General features: G+C 46.2%; 24 protein-coding genes and 1 tRNA gene. 13 read left to right on the forward strand and 12 right to left on the reverse strand.

The window, feature by feature from the left end:
• Positions 1-17: 17 nt before the first annotated feature.
• From LZT21_RS05080 to LZT21_RS11915, 4 genes are all read right to left on the reverse strand, one after another.
• Entirely contained in the window at positions 18-1,292 is a 1,275-nt protein-coding gene (locus tag LZT21_RS05080) for an NAD(P)/FAD-dependent oxidoreductase (protein WP_233923952.1), read from the reverse strand.
• Positions 1,293-1,305: 13 nt separating this feature from the next.
• Positions 1,306-1,647, reverse strand: a complete 342-nt coding sequence (locus LZT21_RS05085) for a hypothetical protein (RefSeq protein WP_233989677.1) — start codon at positions 1,645-1,647, stop codon at positions 1,306-1,308.
• 63 nt (positions 1,648-1,710) lie between these two features.
• Positions 1,711-2,514: an enoyl-CoA hydratase/isomerase family protein gene (locus LZT21_RS05090; RefSeq protein WP_233936161.1), complete on the reverse strand. Its 804-nt coding sequence runs from the start codon at positions 2,512-2,514 to the stop codon at positions 1,711-1,713.
• A complete protein-coding gene (locus LZT21_RS11915) occupies positions 2,514-2,801 on the reverse strand; it encodes a hypothetical protein (protein ID WP_370634782.1) in 288 nt (95 codons plus the stop codon). Before LZT21_RS11915 ends, LZT21_RS05090 begins: the two co-directional genes overlap by 1 nt.
• A gap of 63 nt (positions 2,802-2,864) precedes the next feature.
• Between LZT21_RS11915 and LZT21_RS05100 the strand changes: the two genes are divergently transcribed.
• A complete protein-coding gene (locus LZT21_RS05100; protein WP_233989679.1) occupies positions 2,865-4,082 on the forward strand; it encodes a CaiB/BaiF CoA-transferase family protein in 1,218 nt (405 codons plus the stop codon).
• A 2-nt stretch (positions 4,083-4,084) separates the two neighbouring features.
• On the opposite strand, the gene hemW is transcribed toward LZT21_RS05100, so the two are convergent.
• The 3 genes from hemW to rph all read right to left on the reverse strand — a co-directional run bounded on the left by hemW (position 4,085) and on the right by rph (position 6,687).
• Positions 4,085-5,248, reverse strand: coding sequence for a radical SAM family heme chaperone HemW (hemW, locus tag LZT21_RS05105; RefSeq protein ID WP_233989686.1), 1,164 nt, complete (start codon positions 5,246-5,248; stop codon positions 4,085-4,087).
• The gene (gene rdgB / locus LZT21_RS05110) at positions 5,245-5,841 is read right to left on the reverse strand and encodes an RdgB/HAM1 family non-canonical purine NTP pyrophosphatase (protein ID WP_233923957.1); all 597 of its coding nucleotides are present in this window, start codon (positions 5,839-5,841) and stop codon (positions 5,245-5,247) included. The genes hemW and rdgB overlap by 4 nt, the downstream gene beginning before the upstream one ends.
• 66 nt (positions 5,842-5,907) lie before the next feature.
• Positions 5,908-6,687, reverse strand: a complete 780-nt coding sequence (rph, locus tag LZT21_RS05115) for a ribonuclease PH (protein WP_233989688.1) — start codon at positions 6,685-6,687, stop codon at positions 5,908-5,910.
• Between the two features lie 50 nt (positions 6,688-6,737).
• Here rph and LZT21_RS05120 point away from each other — a divergent pair, with 50 nt between their 5' ends.
• The 4 genes from LZT21_RS05120 (at position 6,738) to LZT21_RS05135 (ending at position 10,940) form a co-directional block, all read left to right on the forward strand.
• Positions 6,738-7,679: a YicC/YloC family endoribonuclease gene (locus LZT21_RS05120; protein ID WP_233936168.1), complete on the forward strand. Its 942-nt coding sequence runs from the start codon at positions 6,738-6,740 to the stop codon at positions 7,677-7,679.
• Positions 7,680-7,681: 2 nt separating this feature from the next.
• Positions 7,682-8,308 carry a guanylate kinase gene (gene gmk, locus LZT21_RS05125; RefSeq protein ID WP_233923960.1) on the forward strand — a complete coding sequence of 209 codons (627 nt, stop codon included), beginning with the start codon at positions 7,682-7,684 and terminating at the stop codon, positions 8,306-8,308.
• Positions 8,309-8,351: 43 nt separating this feature from the next.
• A complete protein-coding gene (gene rpoZ, locus LZT21_RS05130; protein ID WP_233923961.1) occupies positions 8,352-8,555 on the forward strand; it encodes a DNA-directed RNA polymerase subunit omega in 204 nt (67 codons plus the stop codon).
• Between the two features lie 69 nt (positions 8,556-8,624).
• Entirely contained in the window at positions 8,625-10,940 is a 2,316-nt protein-coding gene (locus tag LZT21_RS05135) for a bifunctional (p)ppGpp synthetase/guanosine-3',5'-bis(diphosphate) 3'-pyrophosphohydrolase (protein ID WP_370634791.1), read from the forward strand.
• A 23-nt stretch (positions 10,941-10,963) separates the two neighbouring features.
• Here LZT21_RS05135 and greB read toward each other — a convergent pair whose 3' ends face one another.
• A complete protein-coding gene (greB, locus tag LZT21_RS05140) occupies positions 10,964-11,461 on the reverse strand; it encodes a transcription elongation factor GreB (RefSeq protein ID WP_233989700.1) in 498 nt (165 codons plus the stop codon).
• Between the two features lie 18 nt (positions 11,462-11,479).
• On the opposite strand from greB, the gene LZT21_RS05145 reads away from it, so the two are divergent.
• The 8 genes from LZT21_RS05145 to LZT21_RS05180 all read left to right on the forward strand — a co-directional run bounded on the left by LZT21_RS05145 (position 11,480) and on the right by LZT21_RS05180 (position 19,489).
• Positions 11,480-11,556 (forward strand) — tRNA-Arg (locus LZT21_RS05145).
• Between the two features lie 52 nt (positions 11,557-11,608).
• Positions 11,609-12,784, forward strand: coding sequence for an ABC transporter permease (locus tag LZT21_RS05150; RefSeq protein WP_233923964.1), 1,176 nt, complete (start codon positions 11,609-11,611; stop codon positions 12,782-12,784).
• Entirely contained in the window at positions 12,784-13,539 is a 756-nt protein-coding gene (locus tag LZT21_RS05155; protein WP_233923965.1) for an ABC transporter ATP-binding protein, read from the forward strand. The genes LZT21_RS05150 and LZT21_RS05155 overlap by 1 nt, the downstream gene beginning before the upstream one ends.
• On the forward strand, positions 13,536-14,486 hold the full coding sequence (locus LZT21_RS05160) for an MlaD family protein (protein WP_233923966.1): 951 nt from the start codon (positions 13,536-13,538) through the stop codon (positions 14,484-14,486). The genes LZT21_RS05155 and LZT21_RS05160 overlap by 4 nt, the downstream gene beginning before the upstream one ends.
• Positions 14,483-15,166, forward strand: a complete 684-nt coding sequence (locus LZT21_RS05165; protein ID WP_233989702.1) for an ABC-type transport auxiliary lipoprotein family protein — start codon at positions 14,483-14,485, stop codon at positions 15,164-15,166. The genes LZT21_RS05160 and LZT21_RS05165 overlap by 4 nt, the downstream gene beginning before the upstream one ends.
• Positions 15,167-15,168: 2 nt before the next feature.
• Positions 15,169-16,140: a tripartite tricarboxylate transporter substrate binding protein BugE gene (locus tag LZT21_RS05170; RefSeq protein WP_233989703.1), complete on the forward strand. Its 972-nt coding sequence runs from the start codon at positions 15,169-15,171 to the stop codon at positions 16,138-16,140.
• A gap of 32 nt (positions 16,141-16,172) precedes the next feature.
• Positions 16,173-16,958: an SDR family oxidoreductase gene (locus tag LZT21_RS05175; protein WP_233989705.1), complete on the forward strand. Its 786-nt coding sequence runs from the start codon at positions 16,173-16,175 to the stop codon at positions 16,956-16,958.
• A 41-nt stretch (positions 16,959-16,999) separates the two neighbouring features.
• Entirely contained in the window at positions 17,000-19,489 is a 2,490-nt protein-coding gene (locus LZT21_RS05180) for an FtsX-like permease family protein (RefSeq protein WP_233989706.1), read from the forward strand.
• A gap of 27 nt (positions 19,490-19,516) precedes the next feature.
• Here the strand turns inward: LZT21_RS05180 and LZT21_RS05185 are convergent, their stop codons facing one another.
• From LZT21_RS05185 to LZT21_RS05200, 4 genes are all read right to left on the reverse strand, one after another.
• A complete protein-coding gene (locus LZT21_RS05185; protein WP_233923971.1) occupies positions 19,517-20,044 on the reverse strand; it encodes an RDD family protein in 528 nt (175 codons plus the stop codon).
• An 8-nt stretch (positions 20,045-20,052) separates the two neighbouring features.
• A complete protein-coding gene (locus LZT21_RS05190; RefSeq protein ID WP_233989707.1) occupies positions 20,053-20,616 on the reverse strand; it encodes a DUF3106 domain-containing protein in 564 nt (187 codons plus the stop codon).
• 74 nt (positions 20,617-20,690) lie between these two features.
• Positions 20,691-21,245: a DUF3619 family protein gene (locus LZT21_RS05195; protein WP_233989708.1), complete on the reverse strand. Its 555-nt coding sequence runs from the start codon at positions 21,243-21,245 to the stop codon at positions 20,691-20,693.
• The gene (locus tag LZT21_RS05200) at positions 21,242-21,811 is read right to left on the reverse strand and encodes an RNA polymerase sigma factor (RefSeq protein WP_233923974.1); all 570 of its coding nucleotides are present in this window, start codon (positions 21,809-21,811) and stop codon (positions 21,242-21,244) included. The genes LZT21_RS05195 and LZT21_RS05200 overlap by 4 nt, the downstream gene beginning before the upstream one ends.
• Positions 21,812-21,991: the final 180 nt, after the last annotated feature.

Here is a 21,991-nt window from a genome sequence, read left to right on the forward strand (position 1 = left end):
CTTTACTGTAAGAGCAGTTAAGCTAAGCTATCAGCCCAGATATTTTTTGCCCAACCCCAAGCATAAATTCCTTCAAGCGTCGTTGGTTCGGGCGATAGACCGCCAGATCCAGGCACCGTTTTAAAGGTTTTTTCTGCTGCATTATATTGATGCACACTGGCTACGTGAACGACTTGAGTAGCATCGACAAAGCTATAACAAGTATTAGTCAATACTGGTGCAGAATTTACTTCTAAGTTACCCAGTTCGGCAACGATAGCTGCCGCAGCTACTTTGGCATGGGAGTTGGCCATGTGACCTGATTTAGGCATGAGCGGCGCCACTTGAATTGAATCACCCAAGACATGAATATCTTTGGCTGCGGTAGCTTCAAAATTCAGATAGTTCACTTGCACCCAGCGACCGTTGGCATTCGCAATACCACTTTTGACAGCAATATCGCCTGCGCGCATGAGGGGCAGAATATTTAAGACATCTGCCTTAACATCATCCTGCACTTCAAACTTGATCGTTTTAGTTTTTGCATCGACGCCCACAACATTATATTTTGGATGATATTCAATCATGCCTGGATATAAAGTAGCCCAAGCCTTTCTAAATAGACCTGCCTTAGAAACAATATCAGCATTAGCATCAAAAATTAAGACTTTGGATTTAGGTTTATTCTTTTTAAAGTAGCTTGCCACTTGACAGGCACGTTCGTATGGCCCAGGGGGGCAACGGAAGGGGGCTTCAGGAATGCTAATGGCATATACACCACCATCGCGCATGGCCGCAAGTTGCCGATGAAGCGCTATTGTTTCTGGGCCAGCCTTCCAAGCTTGAATGGTAACGCCGGCTTGATTCGCTTCGGCCAGACCTTTGATTTGATCCATCATCAGGTGTATACCTGGCGATACAACCAACTTGTCATACTTGATAGTCGAACCTGATGCGAGTTTGACGGTTTTTTGTTTTTGATCGATTGACTCAACCATATCTTTAATTAATTTCACCCCATGACGTTTTGATAAGTTATCGTAAGGTGACGTAATTTCTGCCATAGTGCGCGAGCCACCAATAACCAGATTTGACATCGGACAAGAAATAAAATCGGCATTGGGTTCAATTAAAGTAACTTGAGCCGTATTGTTGGAGAACATGCGAATATATTTTGCTGCTGTTGCTCCGCCATAACCCCCTCCAATAACAACAACTTGTGCTTTACTAATATTAATGGGGGCAGAAGAAGCGCATCCCGCCAGAAAGCCAGCAGAGGCAAGACTTTGACCTATAAAGTGACGTCGATTCATCTTGGCTCCTGAATTATTTTTTGCCTAGAACGCTGGCAATGGTAGTGAGTTGTTCAGCGGTATAGCCTTTGGCTAATTGCGGCATGATAGTGCCTTGCTGCGCACCACTTTTATAAGCCATGAGTTTAGTTAGCATCTCGTCTTTAGTAAGCTGACCAATATTTGGCATACCACTATTGGGAACGATGACGGCATTAGTGCCATGGCAGTTAGCGCAGGTGGCCGCGAGTGAACGATTGTTAAGATTACTAGCCGATGTTTGTGCAATGCTCGGCAGGCTGAGTAGCGCCAACCCGAGAAGGCCTAAGCTAAAAACCCCACTTTTGATAAGCGGCTGAAAATGGATTAAAGGCATTGGCTCCCCCACCGATAAATTTTATATTTTATAAGACGGTTTATAACAATAATTTACTGCAACTTATTGCCCTTGCCACTTAGGGTTTTCACCCGTTAAAAAAGCCGTTACCCCCACTTTAAAGTCAGCACTGCCATAGCATTCCCGAATTAAATCATCGCAATTCGGTAAATTACTTTGTGAGAGCCGTAATAAACTGAGTTTTGTTACCTTTTGCGTAATCGGCGCTAGCGATTCAAGACGCTGAGCTAAGGCAAATGCGGCAGCACTTAACTCGGCTTGTGGGTAGGTGTGCAAAATAAATCCATGGCTAAGCAACTCTGGAGCACTAATTAATTCTGCTAAAAGCAACATACGCCTAACAATGCTGGTGCCAAGTTGCGCAGTAAGCCAGGCTAGATTGCCAATCGACAGGCAATTACCGAGTGTTTTCGCAATGGGCACGCCAAACTTAGCTTCGGGCGTGGCAATACGAAAGTCGCAGCTGCTGGCAATGGCTAGGCCACCGCCAATCGCAAAGCCCTCAATCACTGCAATGGTTGGAATGCTGAGCTCTTGCAGGGGTTGCAAATAGGCTGCAATTGAAGCTTCATAACGCATCCCATCCTCACCATCTTGGTAAGTGGCGAATTGCGCAATATCACTTCCAGAGACAAATGATTTTTCGCCAACACCACGTAAAATGGCGACCCGAATCGCGGGGGTATTTTGAATTTCTTGGCAAATTGTTCGCAAACTTTCATACATTTCTTGGGTCATGGCATTGCGAGCAGCAGGGTGTTCAAAATGAATATGCGCAATTGACCCCTCAACCGCTAAGAATACGCGGGCGATATTTTTCTGCTCTGCGTTCATTACGCGACTCATTACTGCGCTTTAATACCAAGCGTTTTAACCAATTGGCGATATTTTGCAATTTCGGCAATTAAGAAAGCATTGAAAGCTGCTGGAGTTTTAGGCCCCTCGGTTTGTAAGCCCTGCGACTCACTCATTTTTGGTGCTAAGGCTCGAGCAACGATATCCGTACCGCCACCTGGCGCAAAGCCCACAATTAAGCGAATGGGCTTAGTGGGATAGCCTTGTGCGTTTGCAGGCAAAGTACCCAAACCAAGCAGAGCAATGGCTAAAAGAGCAGTCATGCGCAAGCTATTCATCTTCTTCCTTGTAAATGATTTATATTAATCAGCTTATTCTATTCCCTCAAAGTAAAGCACTGCATGATTAATTCAGGTGCCACCAATCCTCTTCCTTTAGCCGGGGTCCGTGTATTAGATGTAAGCCAAGTGATGGCTGGGCCATACAGCTGCATGTTATTGGCTGACTTAGGCGCCGATGTGATCAAAATTGAACCACCCGGTACTGGCGATCAAACGCGGGGCGCGATGGGCTTCAAAATGAAAGGCGCCGATAGCATGGGTTTTTTAAACATGAATCGGAATAAGCGCAGCGTTGCGCTGAATTTAAAAAGTTCAGCAGGGCGGGCAGTATTTTTACGTTTGGTAAAAACAGCAGATATCTTGGTTGAAAATTATCGGCCTGGTGTCATGAAAAGATTAGGTATTGATTACGCGGTTTTGCATGAAGTGAATCCCGCATTAATTTACGCCAGTATTTCTGGGTTTGGTCAAACAGGTCCTTGGGCCGATCGCCCTGGATTTGATTTAATGGCTCAAGCCATGTCGGGCGTGATGAGTGTCACGGGGTATCCCGATGGACCACCAGTTAAAGCAGGGGTGCCGGTGGCTGATATTGGTTGCGCTTTGTTTGCGACGTATGCAATTTTGGCTGCTTATATTGGCCGCACAAAAAGTGGCGAAGGTCAATTTATTGATGCCTCGTTGTTTGATGCAGCACTGGCTTTTTCGATTTGGGATACTGCGCAATACTGGGGCACAGGAGTTGAGCCTTATAAACTAGGCACGGCAAATCATATGAGCGCACCTTATCAAGCGCTGAAATCGGCTGATGGTTATTTTGTGATGGGTGCAACGAACCAAAAATTATGGAGTTTGTTATGCGCCAAAATTGGCCGTCCTGAATTATGTGACGATGCCCGTTTTATGACGAACCCTTTGCGTTTAGCTAATCGCCTAGAGCTCGTAGCTGAATTAGAAAAAACATTTATTACCCGTGCGAGTACTGAGTGGGTTGAGCTATTACTTGCCGAAGGGATTCCTGCGGGACCCATTAATACCTACCCCGAAGCGTTTGATAGCGCTCATGGTAAACACCGGCAAATGCGCATTGAAATCGACCATCCCATAGAAGGCAAGGTACCGAATATTGGCTTTGCAGTGAAGTTATCGGCTACCCCACAACAAGTGAGAATGCCTCCGCCATTATTGGGCGAGCACACCGCGAGCATTTTGGCCGAGTTAGGCGTGAACGAAGTTGAACTTGCAAGCTTAACTGCCGATGGTGCTTTTCAGCCTTAAGTTTAAGGTGATTTTAAGAACAGTTCTTGCAAATCATTCAAGTACTGCAAACCCAGGGCAGTAGGTTTGATGGTGGTGGGGTGGCTATCAAGCAAACCCTTAGCAGTGGCTCGCTCTATTTCCTTGCCAATCGTTTGGAGCGATAAGCCGGTGCGTTCAGCAAAACTAGTGGTGGCGACACCAGCGGTTAAACGGAGTGCATTCAACATAAATTCAAATGGGATTTCACTTGGAGTAAGTTCGCGGGTTTCAATCAGTGCATGGCCTTGGGTTTCCATAGCGTGCATATACGTTTCTGGATGTCGTTCGCGTACTTGACGCGTAATTGAATGGGGCAGCGAAATTTTGCCATGGGCACCAGCACCAATGCCAATATAGTCGCCAAATTGCCAATAATTGAGATTATGTTTACAGGCCTGCTGAGGTTTACTGTAGGCTGAGACCTCATACCGTGCATAACCTGCATCGGTAAGCAGAGCAAGATTATTTTCAAAAATAGCGTCACTGTCATCTTCATTGGGTAGCACGGGAGGTTGGCTGGCGAATAAAGTATTCGGCTCTAAGGTAAGGTGGTAGAGCGAAAGATGAGTGGGGTTAAAGGCCAGTGCCGTGCGTAAATCTACAGTAGCATCGGCGCAGGTTTGTTGCGGCAAGGCATACATTAAGTCAAGATTAACGGCTTGAAAATGAGTCTGGGCAATTTCAATCGCGCGCCTAGCTTGGTTGCCATTGTGAATACGGCCCAAAGCCTGAAGCTGAGCGTCATGAAAGCTCTGAATGCCCAGTGAGATGCGATTGATGCCAGTACCAGCAAAGGCCGCAAACTTAGCTGCTTCAACTGAGCCAGGGTTAGCTTCGAGGGTAATTTCAGCCGCAGGATCGAGCGGCACTAAGGCCCGAATGCTCGAGAGCAACCAGTCTATGCCAGCGGGAGAAATTAAACTAGGGGTGCCACCGCCAATAAAAATGGTTTGAACTTTACGACCCCAAATTCGGGGTAATTCGGTTTGTAGGTCTTGAATGAGCGCGCGGAGGTAGCGCGCTTCATCAAAACCTGTATCTTTAATCTGATGTGAATTGAAATCACAATAAGGACATTTTTTTTCACACCAGGGAAAATGAATATAGAGCGATAAGGGTGGAAGGGCGGCGAGTTTTATGGTCATGCCAAGTTGGCGAGTAATTGCTGTAAGGCTTGTCCGCGATGACTAAGGCGATTTTTTTCGGCTGGCAATAGTTCCGCAGCTGTTTTCCCTAAGTTTGGTAAATAAAAATAGGGATCGTAACCAAAGCCATTGGTACCACGTGGTTGATCAATGATTTCGCCATCCCAGCGGCACTCGACAATGAGCGGCTTAGGGTCGGTGGCTGTGCGAACTAAAACTAGTGCACAGACATAATGAGCAGCGCGATTAACTTGATTTTTTAATTCAGCCAAGAGCTTGGCATTGTTGCGCTCGTCATTGGCGGGCTCATATTTATTAGAAGCGTAACGCGCTGAGTGAACTCCAGGGCGGTTATTAAGGGCGCTGACACAAATTCCCGAGTCGTCTGCGAGCGTTGGCAAGCCACTGAGCTGGCTTGCATGCCGTGCTTTAGCAAGGGCATTTTCAGTAAAAGTAAAAAAAGGTTCTGCAGCAGCGGGTATTCCTAAGTCGGCTTGGGATTGCACGGTAATGTTCAGTGGCGCTAATAATTGGCGAAACTCGCGAACTTTACCAGTATTGTGAGACGCGATTAATAGTTGCGTAAGCTGCATCAACAATTTGTTTAGTGGAATGAATAAAATGGTTTATTGATCTTGTTACTCAGTTTTAATCCATAATTAATGCGGATTAAGCGGGTGGCTCAGGGCAATTTTTTGCTGCTCAATTAATAGTTGAATACCGTGTTGGGCTAAATCGAGCAAAGCATTTAACTCTTCTCGCGAAAATGCTGGGCCTTCTGCGGTGCCCTGGACTTCGATCATGCCCCCTTGCCCATTCATCACTACATTCATATCGGTATCGCAAGATGAGTCTTCGGCATAATCCAAATCTAATACTGCTACACCTTGATAAATACCCACCGAAATAGCGGCGATACTATCCTGAATTGGATCTAGCTGAGGCTCAGGGCTAATTTTCCCACTTTGAATTAATTGGTTGACGGCATCGCGGGCGGCAACATAGGCACCCGTAATAGCAGCAGTGCGGGTGCCCCCATCGGCTTGTAAGACATCACAATCTAAATGAATCGTGCGTTCGCCCAGTAGCTTTAAGTTAAATACACTACGCAATGCACGTCCAATTAGGCGCTGAATTTCTTGGGTACGACCACTTTGTTTGCCGCGCGCTGCCTCACGATCGCCGCGGGTATGGGTAGCCCGTGGCAGCATGCCATATTCTGCTGTAACCCAGCCTTCGCCAGAACCTTTTTTATGCGGGGGAACGCGTTCCAAAATACTGGCAGTACAGAGTACCTTGGTGTCACCAAATGCAACTAACACCGACCCTTCAGCGTGTTTAGTAAAGCCACGGGTAATTGTCACTTGGCGCAGTTGATTCGGTTGCCGGTGGCTTGGACGCTGGCTAATTTGGCTTGGTTGGCTAGTGCTAGAGCTCATAGCTTTAATTCCTTAGTTGGAGAAGATAATTTAGTAATTACAATGCCTACATGATATCGAGCATGACAGGTTATGGTAGCGCTTCACGGCAAGTATCCCTTGGCGCAGGGATAGTAGCCGATTTGCAGCTAGAGGTGCGGGCGGTGAATAGCCGCTTTTTAGACCTCAGCTTTCGTTTGCCCGATGAGTGTCGCGCCGCCGAGCCTGCTTTGCGCGAGCTGGCAGTTCAGCAATTGACTCGCGGCAAAGTAGAGTTTAGGGCAGTTTGGCGTATTAATTCCAGCGGTAAGTCAACTACTGCAACTGCGGAAGTCAGCCAAAGCCTTAGTCAAGAACGCTGCAATGCCTTGCAAGTCCTTGCCGCTCAAGTACAGACCCAGTTTACGAATGCAGCCCCTTTGAGCGTTGCCGATGTATTACGTTGGCCTGGTATGGTTAGCGAGCCGCGAGGCGATGAAGAAGTATGGGTAGCAGCTACGTTAGCTGCAGGCACCGCAGCGTTGCAAGCTTTAGTGGAAACGCGAGCTGCCGAAGGCCAGGCACTAGCGGCAGTGTTACAGCAGATTACGACCCAAATGCGTTTGATTGTTGAACAAATCGAACCGCAAATTCCTGAGTTTGTGCAGCAATATCAACTGAAGCTAACCGCGCGCTTAACCGAAGCTCTAGCTAGCCAAGCAAGTTCAGGTCAACATGCGCCAGCTATTGCGGCCGAAGTATTGGAGCGTATTCGCCAAGAAGTAGTGCTCTACGCCGTGCGCATCGATGTAGCCGAGGAATTTGCGCGCTTAAAAACCCATTTTCAAGCAGTAGAGACCGCCTTAAAGGCCAAAGGGCCGGTTGGCAAACGCCTGGATTTTTTAATGCAAGAATTGAATCGCGAAGCCAATACCCTTAGTTCTAAATCTGCGGCAGTCGCCTGCACTTCAGCTGCTTTAGAATTAAAGCTCCTCATTGAGCAAATGCGTGAACAAGTACAAAATTTAGAATAATCATGAATGCGAATACTTACCAAGGCAGCATGCTAATGATTGTGGCTCCATCGGGCGCAGGAAAATCGTCGTTGGTACAGGCCTTATTACAAAGCGATGCCAGCGTCAAATTATCTTTGTCGACTACAACCCGAGCGCCGCGGGTAGGCGAAATAAATGGCCAGGATTATCACTTTGTTACTGAAACAGAATTTATGCAGCAGCGGGCAAATGAAGATTTTTTAGAATGGGCTGAAGTGCATGATCATTTTTACGGCACTTCCCGTTCCTGGCTTGCGGCGCAAATGCAGGCGGGTAGTGATGTGATTTTAGAAATTGACTGGCAGGGCGCTCAACAGATTCGGCAATTGATTCCCGCGGCGCAGTGGATTTTTATTTTCCCACCCTCATTTGAGGCCCTTGAAGCGCGTCTGCGAAAACGCGGCAAAGATGATGAGCAGACTATTGAACGACGTTTAGCTGCGGCGCATCTCGAACTGCAACATGCAGCCGAGGCTGATTTCATTGTGATTAACGACTCTTTTGAGCAGGCTCTAGCTGATTTAAGGAGTATTTTGGCGGCTACTCGCCTGCGCACCACTGCGGTGATGGCGCGCAACCCAACCCTTTTGAGGCGCCTCGGGGTGTAATCAGGTATCCTATAGGCATTAACCCTAAATAAGTGAGTTCAGCATGGCCCGAATTACCGTAGAAGATTGCATGAAAACCATTCCCAATCGTTTTGAACTCGTGTTGGCAGCAACCTATCGTGCGCGCCAATTAGTTCAAGGTCACTCTCCCCGAGTTGAGTCTAAAGATAAAGCCACCGTTGTAGCTTTGCGTGAAGTAGCTGCAGGCGTGACCGACCGGGATATGTTGACCAAAGTACCGCTGTAATTTGAAAGCCCCGCTGTGGCGCCTGCGCTAACCACAACGGGAGATCAGGGTAAGCGCTCGTCTAGCGAGATCGGCGACGTCTTACTTAGTAGCACGAGTGCCTCGCCTGAGGTAGTTGCTGAAACCAGTTCTAAAAAATCGATTATTGCTTCGCTGCTAACGCAGTCGAGTCGCTATCTGTTTGGCCCCACTTCACAACCCCAGTTGCCACCCAAGCAACAAGTGGTATCCATTGCGGCTCTCACCGACAAACTGAGTTATTTAAAACCGAATGAACGTGAGCTCATTAAAAAAGCCTTTCATTTTGCTGATGCAGCCCATTTAGGACAATATCGTCAAAGTGGCGAACCTTACATTACCCATCCACTTGCTGTAGCTGAGTTATGTGCTATTTGGCGCTTGGATGCTTTATCGATCATGGCAGCTTTATTGCATGACGTGATTGAAGATACCGGTAGCACTCAAGCTGATTTAATTACAACCTTTGGATCTAAGGTAGCTGAACTAGTTGAAGGTCTGACCAAATTAGATAAATTAGAATTTCAAAGTCATGCTGAAGCGCAGGCTGAAAGTTTCCGCAAAATGTTTATGGCAATGGCGCGCGACGTACGTGTAATCTTGGTGAAGCTGGCCGATCGTACGCACAACATGCGTACCTTAGACGCGATGCCTTTAGAAAAACGCCATCGCGCTGCTTTAGAAACGATGGAAATTTATGCCCCCATTGCCCATCGTCTAGGCCTCAATTTAATTTATCGCGATTTACAAGACTTAGGTTTTCAATATTCGATGCCGCTACGTTTTCGAGTAATTGAAAAGGCAGTGAAGAAGGCGCGCGGTAATCGCAAGGAAATGGTTGAGAAGATTTTGGATACTACGCGCAGAACATTTGCTAAAGCAAAAATTGAAGTTGACTTACATGGGCGCGAAAAAACCCTCTTTAGTATTTACAGCAAAATGAAATCAAAGCACTTGAATTTTTCCCAAGTGCTTGATGTTTATGCATTTCGGGTGACTGTGCAATCGATTGATGACTGTTATCGGGCTTTAGGGGTTTTGCATGCTTTATATAAGCCCATGCCTGGTAAATTTAAAGACTACATTGCTATTCCAAAGCTCAATGGCTATCAATCGATTCATACTACTTTAGTAGGGCCGTCGGGCGTTCCGGTGGAGTTTCAAATTCGCACGATAGATATGCATGCCATTGCTGAGGCAGGAGTAGCGGCACATTGGGCTTATAAAGATGGCTCGCCTGAACTGAGTGAGGTACAAAATCGAGCACACCAATGGTTGCAATCACTAATCGATATTCAAGACAGTACTGGTGATTCGCAAGAATTTTTAGAACACGTTAAGATTGATTTATTTCCTGATGCAGTTTATGTTTTTACGCCAAAAGGTCAAATTCGTGCGCTGCCACGGGGCGCCACCGCACTCGATTTTGCTTATTCAATTCACAGTGAATTAGGTAACACCTGTGTTGCAGTAAAAATTAATAGTATGCAATTACCCTTGCGTAGTGAGTTACGTAATGGCGATATTGTTGAGGTTATTACCTCACCGCAGTCACAACCTAATCCAGGTTGGTTAAGTTTTGTGCGCACCGGTAAAGCGCGCGCAGCCTTACGTCATGCCCTTAAAACCAAGCATTACGCTGAGTCTTTGCAATTGGGTGAGCGCCTATTAGCCAATGCACTTAGACAACAAGAGGTGGATGTGGGTCTTCTTACTGAAGCGATATGGACCCGCTTATTGCACTGGACTGGCGATAGAAATCGTAATGAGGTGTGTGTCAATATTGCTTTGGGTCGACGCTCGCCACAAGAATTAGCGATGCGTTTGAAAATTTTATTGGCTGAAGACTCGGGCGCTGAGCAAATGGTTTTAGGGGTTAGTAATTTTGTTTTGCCGCAACCAGAAATTCGTCATCATGCAATTTTGGTGGATGGGCGCGAGGGGATGTCGACTAGTTTTCAATCGTGTTGTCACCCCATCCCTGGCGATAACATTATTGGCTATCTTGGTAAGGGTGAGGGTTTGCAAATTCATATTAGCGATTGTCAACATGCTTTACGTATGCTGTCTAAAGATCCTGATAAGTGGGTTGAAGTGGAGTGGAGTAAAGATGTGCATCGTGAGTTTGAAGTGGATTTAGTGCTAGATACACGCCAAGGAAAGGGTGTTCTAGCTCGGGTTGCTAGTAGTATTACCGCAGCTGACGCTAACATTATGAATGTATCGATGGAAGATCCGTACAAAGAAGATGCTGTATCGATGCGCTTCACCATTCAAGTATCTGATCGCTTGCACTTATCGCGGGTGATGCGCAGCTTACACAATAATGCAGATGTCATGCGCGTTATACGCAGTCGGCAAACCTAAGTAGATCAAGATTCGATGGTGGACTAATAGTTCACTTCAATAATTTCAATGGTTCTTGGCCCCGTTGGCGTTTGGATGACTACTTCATCGCCCACCCTCGCTTTAATTAAGGCCTTGGCAATAGGGGAAACCCAACTCACATGACCTTGTTCTAAATTTACTTCATCCACCCCGACAATTTTAATGGTGGTTTCGTCGATTCCTTGTTTTGGGTCACTTTCTAGATAAGTAACGGTAGCACCGAAAAATACCTGAGCATCATTAGTTTCACCCAATTTTCGTGCGGCATTATCAATGACTAAGGCACATTCAAGGCGCTGATTAAGAAAGCGAATACGTCGATCAATTTCCCGTAAGCGTTTTTTGCCATAAATATAGTCTCCATTTTCGGAGCGATCGCCATTCGAAGCTGCCCAATGCACAATTTGCACAATTTCTGGCCGCGCCTGATTTAATAGGTGTAAGAGCTCAGTTTTGAGGCGCTCATGACCGTCTGGCGTAATGTAGTTCTTTTCTTCCATGGCATAATTGTGCCTGTTGCGGCTGTAGCTCAGTTGGATAGAGTACTTGGCTACGAACCAAGGGGTCGTGGGTTCAATTCCTGCCAGCCGCACCATTCTGATTCGTAGCACCATGGGGTAGGGGGCGTGATCCCTTATAGTTGCACTATGAGCAAGATTGCCATCGATGCAGGCCAGCCACCGCTAGCCTCCCCAGCGGTTTTAACCATTGTGAATGACTCACGCGCCAGCTTGGTTTTGAGTGGCACCTTGAATATTTACGCCTTAGGGGCAGTTTGGTCGCCTATTCGCGCTGCTCAAAACGCCTGGTTGACCACCGGCGCTAGCCAGCAAAAAACACTGGAAGTGGATGCTAGTCAAATTGAGTCACTCGACGGGGCAGGAATTGCTTTTTTAATAGACGTGCAAGAGGCGCAAATGAATGCCAAGGCGGTCTTTACGATGCCGAACTTAGCAGCACGCTATCTACCTTTATTAAAACAGTTTGATCCTATTGGCAAACTATTTCCAGCGCCACAAGTTGTTCCAGCACAAAGCCCAATTGAAGCAACCGGTAAGGCTGCTTATTCGCTTTGGCAAGATACGGTGGCTTTAATTACTTTTGCTGGACACGTTGTAGCCGATTTAGTTTGGTCATTACGCTACCCACGTCAAGTACGTTGGGGCGATTTTATTAATGCCGCTGTGCAAGCGGGCTTAGCGGCATTGCCGATTGTAGGATTGGTAGCTTTTTTAATTGGGGTGATTTTGTCTTTTCAATCGGCTATTGGCATGCAAAAGTTCGGTGCAGTGACTTTTGTCGGCCCCCTAGTGGCTTTAGGCGTTTTTCGTGAATTAGGCCCCCTCATTACTGCCATCTTATTAGCGGGACGGTCATCGGCAGCATTTGCCGCTGAAATTGGTACGATGACGGTCAATAGCGAGGTAGATGCATTGGTCAGCGGCGGTCTTAGTCCAGTGCGATTTTTGGTTATACCGCGGGTGCTAGCGGGTATTTTAGTGGCGCCGATTCTGACCCTCTATGCTGATATTGTGGCGATCTTGGCATCGGCCATAACCATGACTGCCTATGGCGTGCCCTTTATTAATTTTTACAACGGTACACTGACTATGGTCGGCACTGAAGATATCTTATCGGGCCTACTGAAGTCCCTGTTATTTGGGACTGTAGTTTCGAGTGTGGGCTGCTTACGTGGTATGCAAACTGGCAACGGTGCCGCAGCGGTAGGAATTTCTGCCACATCAGCTGTAGTTAGCAGTATTGTTTTAATTGTGTTAGTTGATGGGGTTTTTGCCTACATCTCCTATCGGACGGGATTCTAATGTTAGCCCTCGAAGCAAAAAATCTCACCATTGGCTATGGCACAAGAGTGCTTTTGCAAAATCTCAACTTCAGCGTTAATTTCGGTGAAATTTTTATTATTTTGGGTGGTTCGGGGTGCGGTAAGTCAAGCTTACTTAAAAATCTATTTGGTTTATATCGCCCGATGGGGGGTGATGTCTTAATTGAGGGGCAGGACATTACGCATGCTTATGGTGCAGAGTTGCAGCGCATCATGACGAGTTTTGGGGTGATGTATCAGCAAGGCGCCTTATTTGGCTCCATGAATTTATTGGATAACGTCAAACTCTTTATGGAGGAGTACACCAGCCTAGATGATAGACAAATGGATTTATTGGCCCGCTGCAAACTCGATTTAGTGGGTTTACTACCGTTTGCAAACTATATGCCCAGTGAAATTAGTGGCGGCATGCAAAAAAGAGCGGCGATTGCTCGCGCGATGGCATTAGACCCTAAAATACTCTTTTTAGATGAACCTTCGGCTGGTTTGGATCCTATTACCTCTGCTGACTTAGATCGGACGATTTTAGATTTATCGAAAAATCTCGGCATCACCTTTGTGATTGTGTCGCATGAGCTAGCTAGTATTTATGCGATTGCTGATCGGGTCATTATGTTAGATGGAGCCACTAAAAGTATCATTGCGGAAGGCGACCCCAAGCTATTACGGGATCAAAGTTCCGATCCCCGTGTGCATCAATTCTTTAATCGAATCATGAGCAAGGAAGCGGTATGAGTAATTCCAACCCCAATTATTTTCGTTTAGGCCTATTTGTTTTTGGCGGTTTAGCGGCTCTTGTGGCAGTTATTCTAATTTTTGGCTCGGGTCAGTTCTTTAAAAAATCTTTTATTGTAGAAACCTATGTCGAGAAATCGGTAACGGGTTTAGATGTGGGCGCCGATGTGCGTTTTCGCGGCGTGAAACTAGGGCAAGTAACGGCAATTTTATTATCTGGCAGAGTTTATGAAAATGAAATTAAATTAGATGATCGCAAAGAATATGTGATCGTGCGGATGCGCATTTTGGGAGACCCTAACGAATTACTGAATAACGTCAATAGCTTGGTAGCCATTGATTTGCGCGCGCGGATAAAAAGCATGGGCATTACTGGCGTAAATTATGTTGAGTTTGATTATTATCCAGACTATAAAAATTATCCAACACTGCCCTATACCTGGACACCAGAATATGCTGTTATTCCATCCTTACCAAGTCAAACGGAGCAATTATTAGCAGGCTTGCAAGGGTTAATGCTGAAGCTCGATCAGACTGACTTTGCTTCAACCCAGCGTAAGTTTGATGCTTTACTAACGAACTTAAACTCCATTTTGACGGGCGATGGTAAAGCGAATGCCGGTATTGTGCAATCGGTTCAAGATTTAAATATCTTGCTTACTAAAGTTAATCAAGTGACTAACAGCGAAGAGCTGCAAGTCTTAATGCGGGAAATTATTGCTTCAGCAATTACCCTACGGCAAATGCTCGGCTCGGTTCAAGGCGATACAGCATTGTCAGTCGAAAATATTAAACAAGCTAGCACGCAATTGAACGACCTCACTCGAATTATTAGTCAAAGCCCCAGTTCTTTAATTTGGTCTGAGCCGCCCGCAAAAATTATTTTGCCGACAAATGGCACGCAAGGTGGTACGCCAGGCGCAATCACGGCAGGAGGTCAGAAATGATTTTTACACCACTGCAACAATTTCCTTGGCAAGGTCGACGATCACTGCGAAGTGCTGGCTTAGTACTCATTGCCAGTGCCTGTGTAGTTTTGTTTAATGCGTGCGCTCCAACTAAGCCGGCTGAGCAAACCTCCGATTGGCTCGTATCAGTTAAGCGAAGTGGCGAGCCTCGTAAACCCATCTCACCAGTTTGGTTGAAGGTGGGAACGATTAGTGTGACAGCACCCTTTGACGGTAAGTCACTAGTTTACCGACTGAGTGAGGGGCGCTACGATAAAGATTTTTATAATGCCTATATTGCCTTGCCCAATGAAATGTTTGCTAACGCTACACGTACTTGGTTAAACGATGCGGGTGTATTTCGTTTAACCGTTGATCAAAGTAATAGTTTTTTCCCGTATTACACATTACAAGCTCACGTTGAAGAATTTTATGGTGATTACCGAACAAAGCCTGAAGCAGTTGTGACCATTCAATATTTTTTAAGCGCTGCAAGTACTTCAAAAGCAGCTAATCCAGTTATTTTTACGCCACGCTACAGCCAACGCATTGCCTTGGCTGATAATAGTCGGGCGGCGTTAATACAGGGTTACCAACAAGCGCTGACGGCAATTTTGCAGCAACTAGAAGCCGATTTTTATCAAAAAAATCTGCAGCTACCCACCCCTTTAGGAAAGTAAATATGAATTTTAGTTACCGCTTTTTTTTGGCGTTTGCCTTAGCCGTAATTTTGAGTGCACCAAGTTTTGCTGATACTTATCCTAGTCGCCCGATTCGTTTAATTGTGCCATTTGCGCCTGGAGGTACAACCGACATTATTGCGCGCAGTATTGCTGATCCCCTTGGACGACAATTGGGTCAACCTGTGATTGTGGAAAATCGGGCAGGCGGCGGCGGTAGTATTGGTGCGCTTGAGGTTGCTCGGGCGCCAAAAGAAGGCTACATCATTGGAGTGGCAACGGTGTCTACTACTGCGGCTAACCCGGCCATTAACCCCAAAATTGGCTATGATCCTACTAAAGATTTTTCACCTATTACGAATATTGCGGCTACCCCAAACATCATTGCGGTAAACCCCAATTTTCCAGCAAAAGATTTCAAAACTTTTTTAGAAGTGTTGAAGAAAAATCCAGGTAAATATTCTTATGCTAGTTCGGGTACTGGTGGTATTGGTCATTTACAAACGGAATTATTCAAAAGTTTGACTGGTGTTTATATTGTGCATATTCCTTACCGTGGCGCAGGTCCAGCATTAACGGACACCGTTGCAGGGCAAGTGCCGATCATTTTTGATAACTTACCTTCGGCCTTGCCGTTTATTCGGGATGGTAAGTTAGTACCGATTGTGGTTGCCGCCCCGAAGCGTTTAGCGCAGCTACCTAATGTACCAACTTTTGCTGAAGTGGGTTTAGCTCCCGTGAATCGGATGGCCTACTATGGGCTTTATGGTCCAGTTGGACTTCCCCGTGATATTGTTGAGAAAATTTACGTAGCGACACAAAAAGCAGTCACTGAGCCTGCAGTTCGCAAGCGTATTGAAGATACTGGATCAATCATTAATGTGAATGGACCCGAGGAGTTTGCCAAAGAAATTAAAGCCGAGTACACCGTATATAAAGAAGTAGTAGCAAAACAAAAACTGCAAATTGACTAATGCAGATCAATGAATAACAGCAAAGGAAAGATATGGATTACGGAATTCAAGGTAAGGTAGCCTTAGTCTTGGCCTCTAGTCGGGGCTTGGGTCAGGCGATGGCAGTATCTTTAGCGCGTGAAGGTGTCAAAGTCGCCGTTACGGGGCGTAATCCCGAGGGTTTAAATACTACCGTTGAGATGATTAAAGCATTCGGTGGCACAGCGTTGCCAATCCCTTGGGATTTATCTGAGTTAGGCGCAATTGATCCTAATGTGAGTCTGGTCGAGCAGCAATTGGGGTCGATAGATATTTTGATTAATAACACTGGTGGCCCACCGCCGACGCCTGCAGCTGGCCAAGACCCAAAATTATGGGAAAAAAGTTTTCATGATATGGTCCTATCCTTAATTAGTATTACTGATCGTGTTTTGCCTGGTATGCGCGAACGCCGTTGGGGTCGCATTATTACTAGCACGACGTCGGGAGCAATTGCACCGATTCGTAATTTAGCGATTTCAAATACGCTGCGGGCAGGCTTATCGGCTTGGTCCAAAACCTTAGCGAATGAAGTTGCAGGCGAAGGTATTACTGCTAACATTATCATGCCAGGGCGGGTTGCGACAGATCGATTAAGGCAGCTTGATGAGGCGCGCTCGAAGCGCGAAAATATGACTTATGAAGCTGTTGTTGAGGCAAGCCTTAAGCTGATTCCCGCCGGACGTTATGGCGACCCTAAAGAATACGGTGATACAGCTGCATTTTTAGCTAGTATGAGCGCTGCATACATTACTGGCTCAGTTATTCGGGTTGATGGTGGACAAGTTCAGGGCATTTGATTTATTACGCTAAAGGTCTGGTCTTTTTGTTTAATTCAGTTGTGCTCAGCCACCTTCGGCGTGATCTACGTTCTACTGAGCTGCTCTATTTATTAGTAGCGCTCATTATTTCGGTTACGGCATTATCCAGCGTGGGGTTTTTAGCCGATCGCTTACAACGGGCATTTCAATTTGATGCACGGCAATTAATCGCTGGCGATTTATTAATTGTTTCTGATCGACCCATTACCGAGACTTTTCTTGCTGAAGCCAAGCGACGAGATATTCGTGTTGCCACTACAGTTGTATTTCCTAGTATGGCTAATTCAGCCAAGCAAGCCAAGTTAGTATCTTTAAAGGCGGTGAGTGATACCTATCCTTTACGTGGTAATTTACAACTAGCTGAAAGTACTACTGAGCTAATCGGCGGCCCAAAAGTAGGTACAGTGTGGATCGATGCAGCCGCTGCTATTGCCCTCAATACCCAAGTAGGTGAGCAGCTTAAGCTAGGTGAGCGGCAATTTTTAATTAGCGGGGTGTTGGTTCGAGAATTAGATCGGGGTGCAGGTTTTATGAATTTTGCGCCACGGGTCATGATGCCTTTAATCGATTTAAATTCAACGGGCTTAATTGGCTTAGGCAGCAGGGTTACGTATCGAGCCCTATTTGCTGGTAGCGATGCAGCAATTCAAGCCTATGAAGCTTGGGTGCGACAACAAATAGCGTCCAACGGCCTGCGGGGTATTCAAGTCGAAAATTTGGAAACAGCGCAACCGACGATGCGTAAAACTTTAGAGCGGGCCGAGCAATTTCTCACTCTCATGGCTTTATTAACTGCATTGATTGCAGCAGTAGCAATAGCCTTAGCAGCTCGCCGTTATGTATTAAAGCAGGCTGATGCTTATGCCATTTTGAAATGTTTTGGTGCGACTCAGCGTGATTTAATCTGGCGTCAATTACATCTTCTACTGTATTTAGTTGGTGGCGCTTGTTTTATTGGTGCGGGCTTAGCGTGGTTAGTGCAAGAAGGTTTGGTGTGGTTTTTAGGTGGTCTACTATTAGCCAGCCTGCCTGCACCATCAATTTGGCCAGTGGTGTGGAGTATTTTGTGGGCTGTATTACTGCTCTTTGGTTTTGCCGCTTATCCATTACTTACGCTGACAGCGGTCTCGCCAATTCGGTTAATTCGCCGTGAATTAGGTGCGCTACCGATTGCCGCACGTTGGTCGACCATCATCAGTATCGCAACTTGTTTAGCAATGATTTTTTGGGCAGCGCGTGATTGGAAGCTGGCAGGGTGGGTGAGCCTCAGTTTTGCTGGTGCCATTCTCATTTTTGTAGTGCTTATTTGGCTAATATTGCGCGGTTTAAAAAAATGGAGTGATTCCAAGCAATTTTCGCTGCGTGGTAGCTCGGCCTTTGCATTACGCTTTGCTTTAGCTGCCTTAACTCGGCGGAGTAGTTTTACGATTATGCAAATTTGCGCCTTAGCGATTGCGTTAATGGCAATGCTCTTAATTATTGTTTTACGGCAAGATTTGTTGCCTGCATGGCAGGGATCGGTGCCAGCCAATTCGCCCAACCGCTTTGTGATTAACATTCAAAATGATCAACGCCTTGCGGTTGCTGAAGATTTATCGTTGGCTGGTATTCGTGCTGCGCCGCTATATCCAATGGTGCGTGGTCGCTTAATTGATATCAATGGGAAGTCGGTAATCCCAAGTGATTACAAAGATGAAAATGCAAAGCGTTTAGTTGATCGTGAATTTAATCTTTCTTATACTGATACCTTGCCCCTTGGCAATCGCTTAATCGCAGGCGAATGGTTTAGTTCGGATGCAGCCCAAATCTCCCTCGAGAGTGGCATTGCTAAAACCCTAGGCCTAAAGTTAGGTGACGTACTTAGCTTTGAAATTGCCGGTCAAATTGTTTCGGCCAAAATTACTTCATTACGTAAACTAGACTGGAGCTCAATGCGGGTGAATTTCTTTGTCCTTATGCCGCCTCGGACTTTACAAAATTTACCCCAGTCGTGGATTACCTCATTTTATCAGCCTCCGACACAAGCAAACCTCGATTTGCAGTTAAGTCAAAAATATCCAAACCTGACTGTCGTTGATGTAGGCTTGTCACTTAAACAAATTCAAGATGTCATCGAGCGTTTAACTTCAGCCCTAAGCATTCTCTTTTTGTTTGCTATCGTTGCGGCTATTTTGGTCTTGTTTGCTGCCATTGCAGCGACACAAGAAGAGCGTTTTCGCGATGCCGCTCTGTTAAAAGCATTAGGTACTTCGCGGGGCTTGCTAGCGCAAATTGCTGCGCTAGAGTTAGTCGTGATTGGCGGCTTGGCAGGATTATTAGGTGGTTTGGCGGCTTCTGCTGCAGCTTGGGCCTTAGGGCGCTATGTGATGGAGCTTGAGTTTTATGCTTTTTTTCAACCCCTCATCTTTGGTTTGCTGATGGGTTTAGTAGCTTGTGCTTTGGCGGGCTATCGTTTTTATCGCAAAATTCAAGTAACCACTGCAGTCAATTGCCTGAGAGAGGCAATGTAAGATAAAGGTAGTGAAACTCGATAATGTTTAGCGCTTTTGGCGTGGCAATTGCACCAGCTTAGTTTGAGCAAAGCGATCTGGCCAGCTTTGGCGACTTGTGTCTGAACGGCGATCGAGAAAAATACTCAGCGGTGAAAATAGTAGCGCCACCACAAATAATAATTCAATAATTTGCCATTGTTGAAAGTGAAAGATGCCCTGTAAGACTATGCAGGGAAGCAACCACAGAGAGCCATAAATATAGCGCGAGATTGCCCGCCGCCGAGAAAGGATTTGGTCTGAATTAGAAAGCAATTGAATTTGCCAAGTTTGCATGGCTAGCGTTTGACCAGTTCGGGTCCAGTACCAAACAAAATACAGACCTAATACACCATATAAATAAAAAAAAGTAAGCCAACTGGGTAGTGTAATTTGAAAGAGCATGCCTAAAGCTAAATTGGGCAGTAAAAATGTTAGTGCAACGACCCCGAGCAAGACTAATTGCTCGTAGAGATTGCAGGCTACACGGCGCCAAAAACCGGGCGCGGGTAAGCGGTTAATTGCTGCTTGACTCATCGCAGAACTTATTTATTAGCTGGATAAGTTTGCAAGCTGGGGGAGGTAGCCGTGCTAGGTTTTTTTTGGCTATTTTCGCGTGCTGCGAGTTTTTGTTTTTCTTCATCAGGTAATTGTTGATACGCTTGCCAGGCCTCATTTTTTTTATCGTTAGGAAACTTGAGACTACTTAAATAATTTTCACGGGCTAAGCGACGATCTTTTTGAGATAACTTGGCCCACTCGAGCATTCGGGCTTGTAATCGCTCTTGTTCTGCAGCACCTATTTTAGGATATAGGTTGGCTAACTTAGCCCATTTTTGCCGACTTTCGTTGGTCATTGAGGGCCAGTCACCCTCTAAGGGCGCAAGAATTTGTTGTTGCGCAGGATTTAAGCTCGCCCAATTACTAATGGGTTTTTTATCACCAGTATTCGCGCTGGTTTTGCCATGGGGTGCAATTGGCGTAACTAGCGGAGGTGTTAAGGCATTCGTTACTGGTTGGTTAGTGGTTTCAGTCGGCACCTCATTGCTCACGGCAGATTGTGCCCATACTTGCGGGGCGAGTAGACCAAGAACTAGATTGGCGTTCATGAGTAAGCCAATACTAAAGATCAAGCTGAGGCGCTGCGGATTCAACATCGCTATGGGTGGATTGAAGTATCGATTCAGGAGGGAGAGGCAGCGTTTGCTGCGGCGGGCTCAAGACTATCGGGACTCAGTTCGTGACTCAGGTCACGATGCGCTTTTAAAAACGCTAAAAAACCGCTATCGGCATAAGCGTTGGGGGGCACATCATCGGTGAGAATTGCTGCATCTAGAACAGCAAGGTCTTGCAAGCGCGATTCTTGTTGCCAATCGGTAATCGCCATCAAACCAAAAATAACCGCTGCGCTAGCGGCAAGCCACATCAGCATGTTAAATATGGGGCCGTGCTTAGCATCGCCACTGAGTTGGCTTCCCGTTTGACCGCCAAAAGCAGGTGCAAAGCTACGCTGCCAGAAAAACGGCGTAGGGGTTTTTTGCGCGCGTAGCGCGTGCAGTCTTGCCTCGTCTAGACGATGACGAATTTTTGGCACAAGTTGTTGCGCACCTTGCTGCAAAAGAGCCATTGCGCTCTGGGCAAATTGTGCCTCTTCGGTCGGTGTAAGGCCCGCGGTTTGGCTTTGCCCGCCTGATTGAGTGGGTCGAGAAGATTGGGTTGGTGCGGTAGGGCGGTTCACAGCGAGATTCCTTTGGCTTTTAATGCCTTAGCTAATGCTTGGGTAGCGCGGGAGCAGTGAGTTTTTACACTACCCTCACTGCATCCCATTGCTAAGGCGGTATCGGTAATACTGAACTCCTCCCAATAACGCATTAGGAAGGCTTCTTGTTGACGACTTGGTAATTTTGATATTTCTGCTTCAAGAATAGCAATTAACTGAATTTTCTCGAGTTGCTGTGCACCATCTTGATGAATACTGCTTTCATCGGGCGCAATTAAGTGCTCTAGCGGGTCGTAATCCTCGTTTTCAAGCTGTTTTTTACCTAAAGCCGAAAACAAGGTAACCCAGGTATTGCGAACCTTTTGGCGTCGAAACCAATCATGAATGCGGTTCTGTAGAATCCGCGTAAAGATGAGGGGTAGCTCATTAGCGGGGCGGTCGCCATATTTTTCAGCCAGCTTAATCATGGCATCTTGGACAATATCTAGGGCTGCATCATCGTCTCGCACGGCATATACCGCCTGCTTAAAGGCGCGTTTATCGATACCACTGAGAAAGTCGGCTAACTGTTGGGGGCTTGCCATAATGGCTAGATATAAAAGGACGAATTCACGGTTAAATAAGGGTTTTCACCCCCATTCTAGGGTATTGCTTTACAATCTAAGGCTCAGTATTTAAAAACCATTCAAGAAGTGGCTTTTATTTTTGCTTTAATTTTAAGCAGCAGCGCCGCCCGAACCAGGTCCAAAAGTCTAGGAAAGGGC

It is taken from the genome of Polynucleobacter sp. IMCC 30228 (genome assembly GCF_021395205.1).
Taxonomy (GTDB): domain Bacteria; phylum Pseudomonadota; class Gammaproteobacteria; order Burkholderiales; family Burkholderiaceae; genus Polynucleobacter.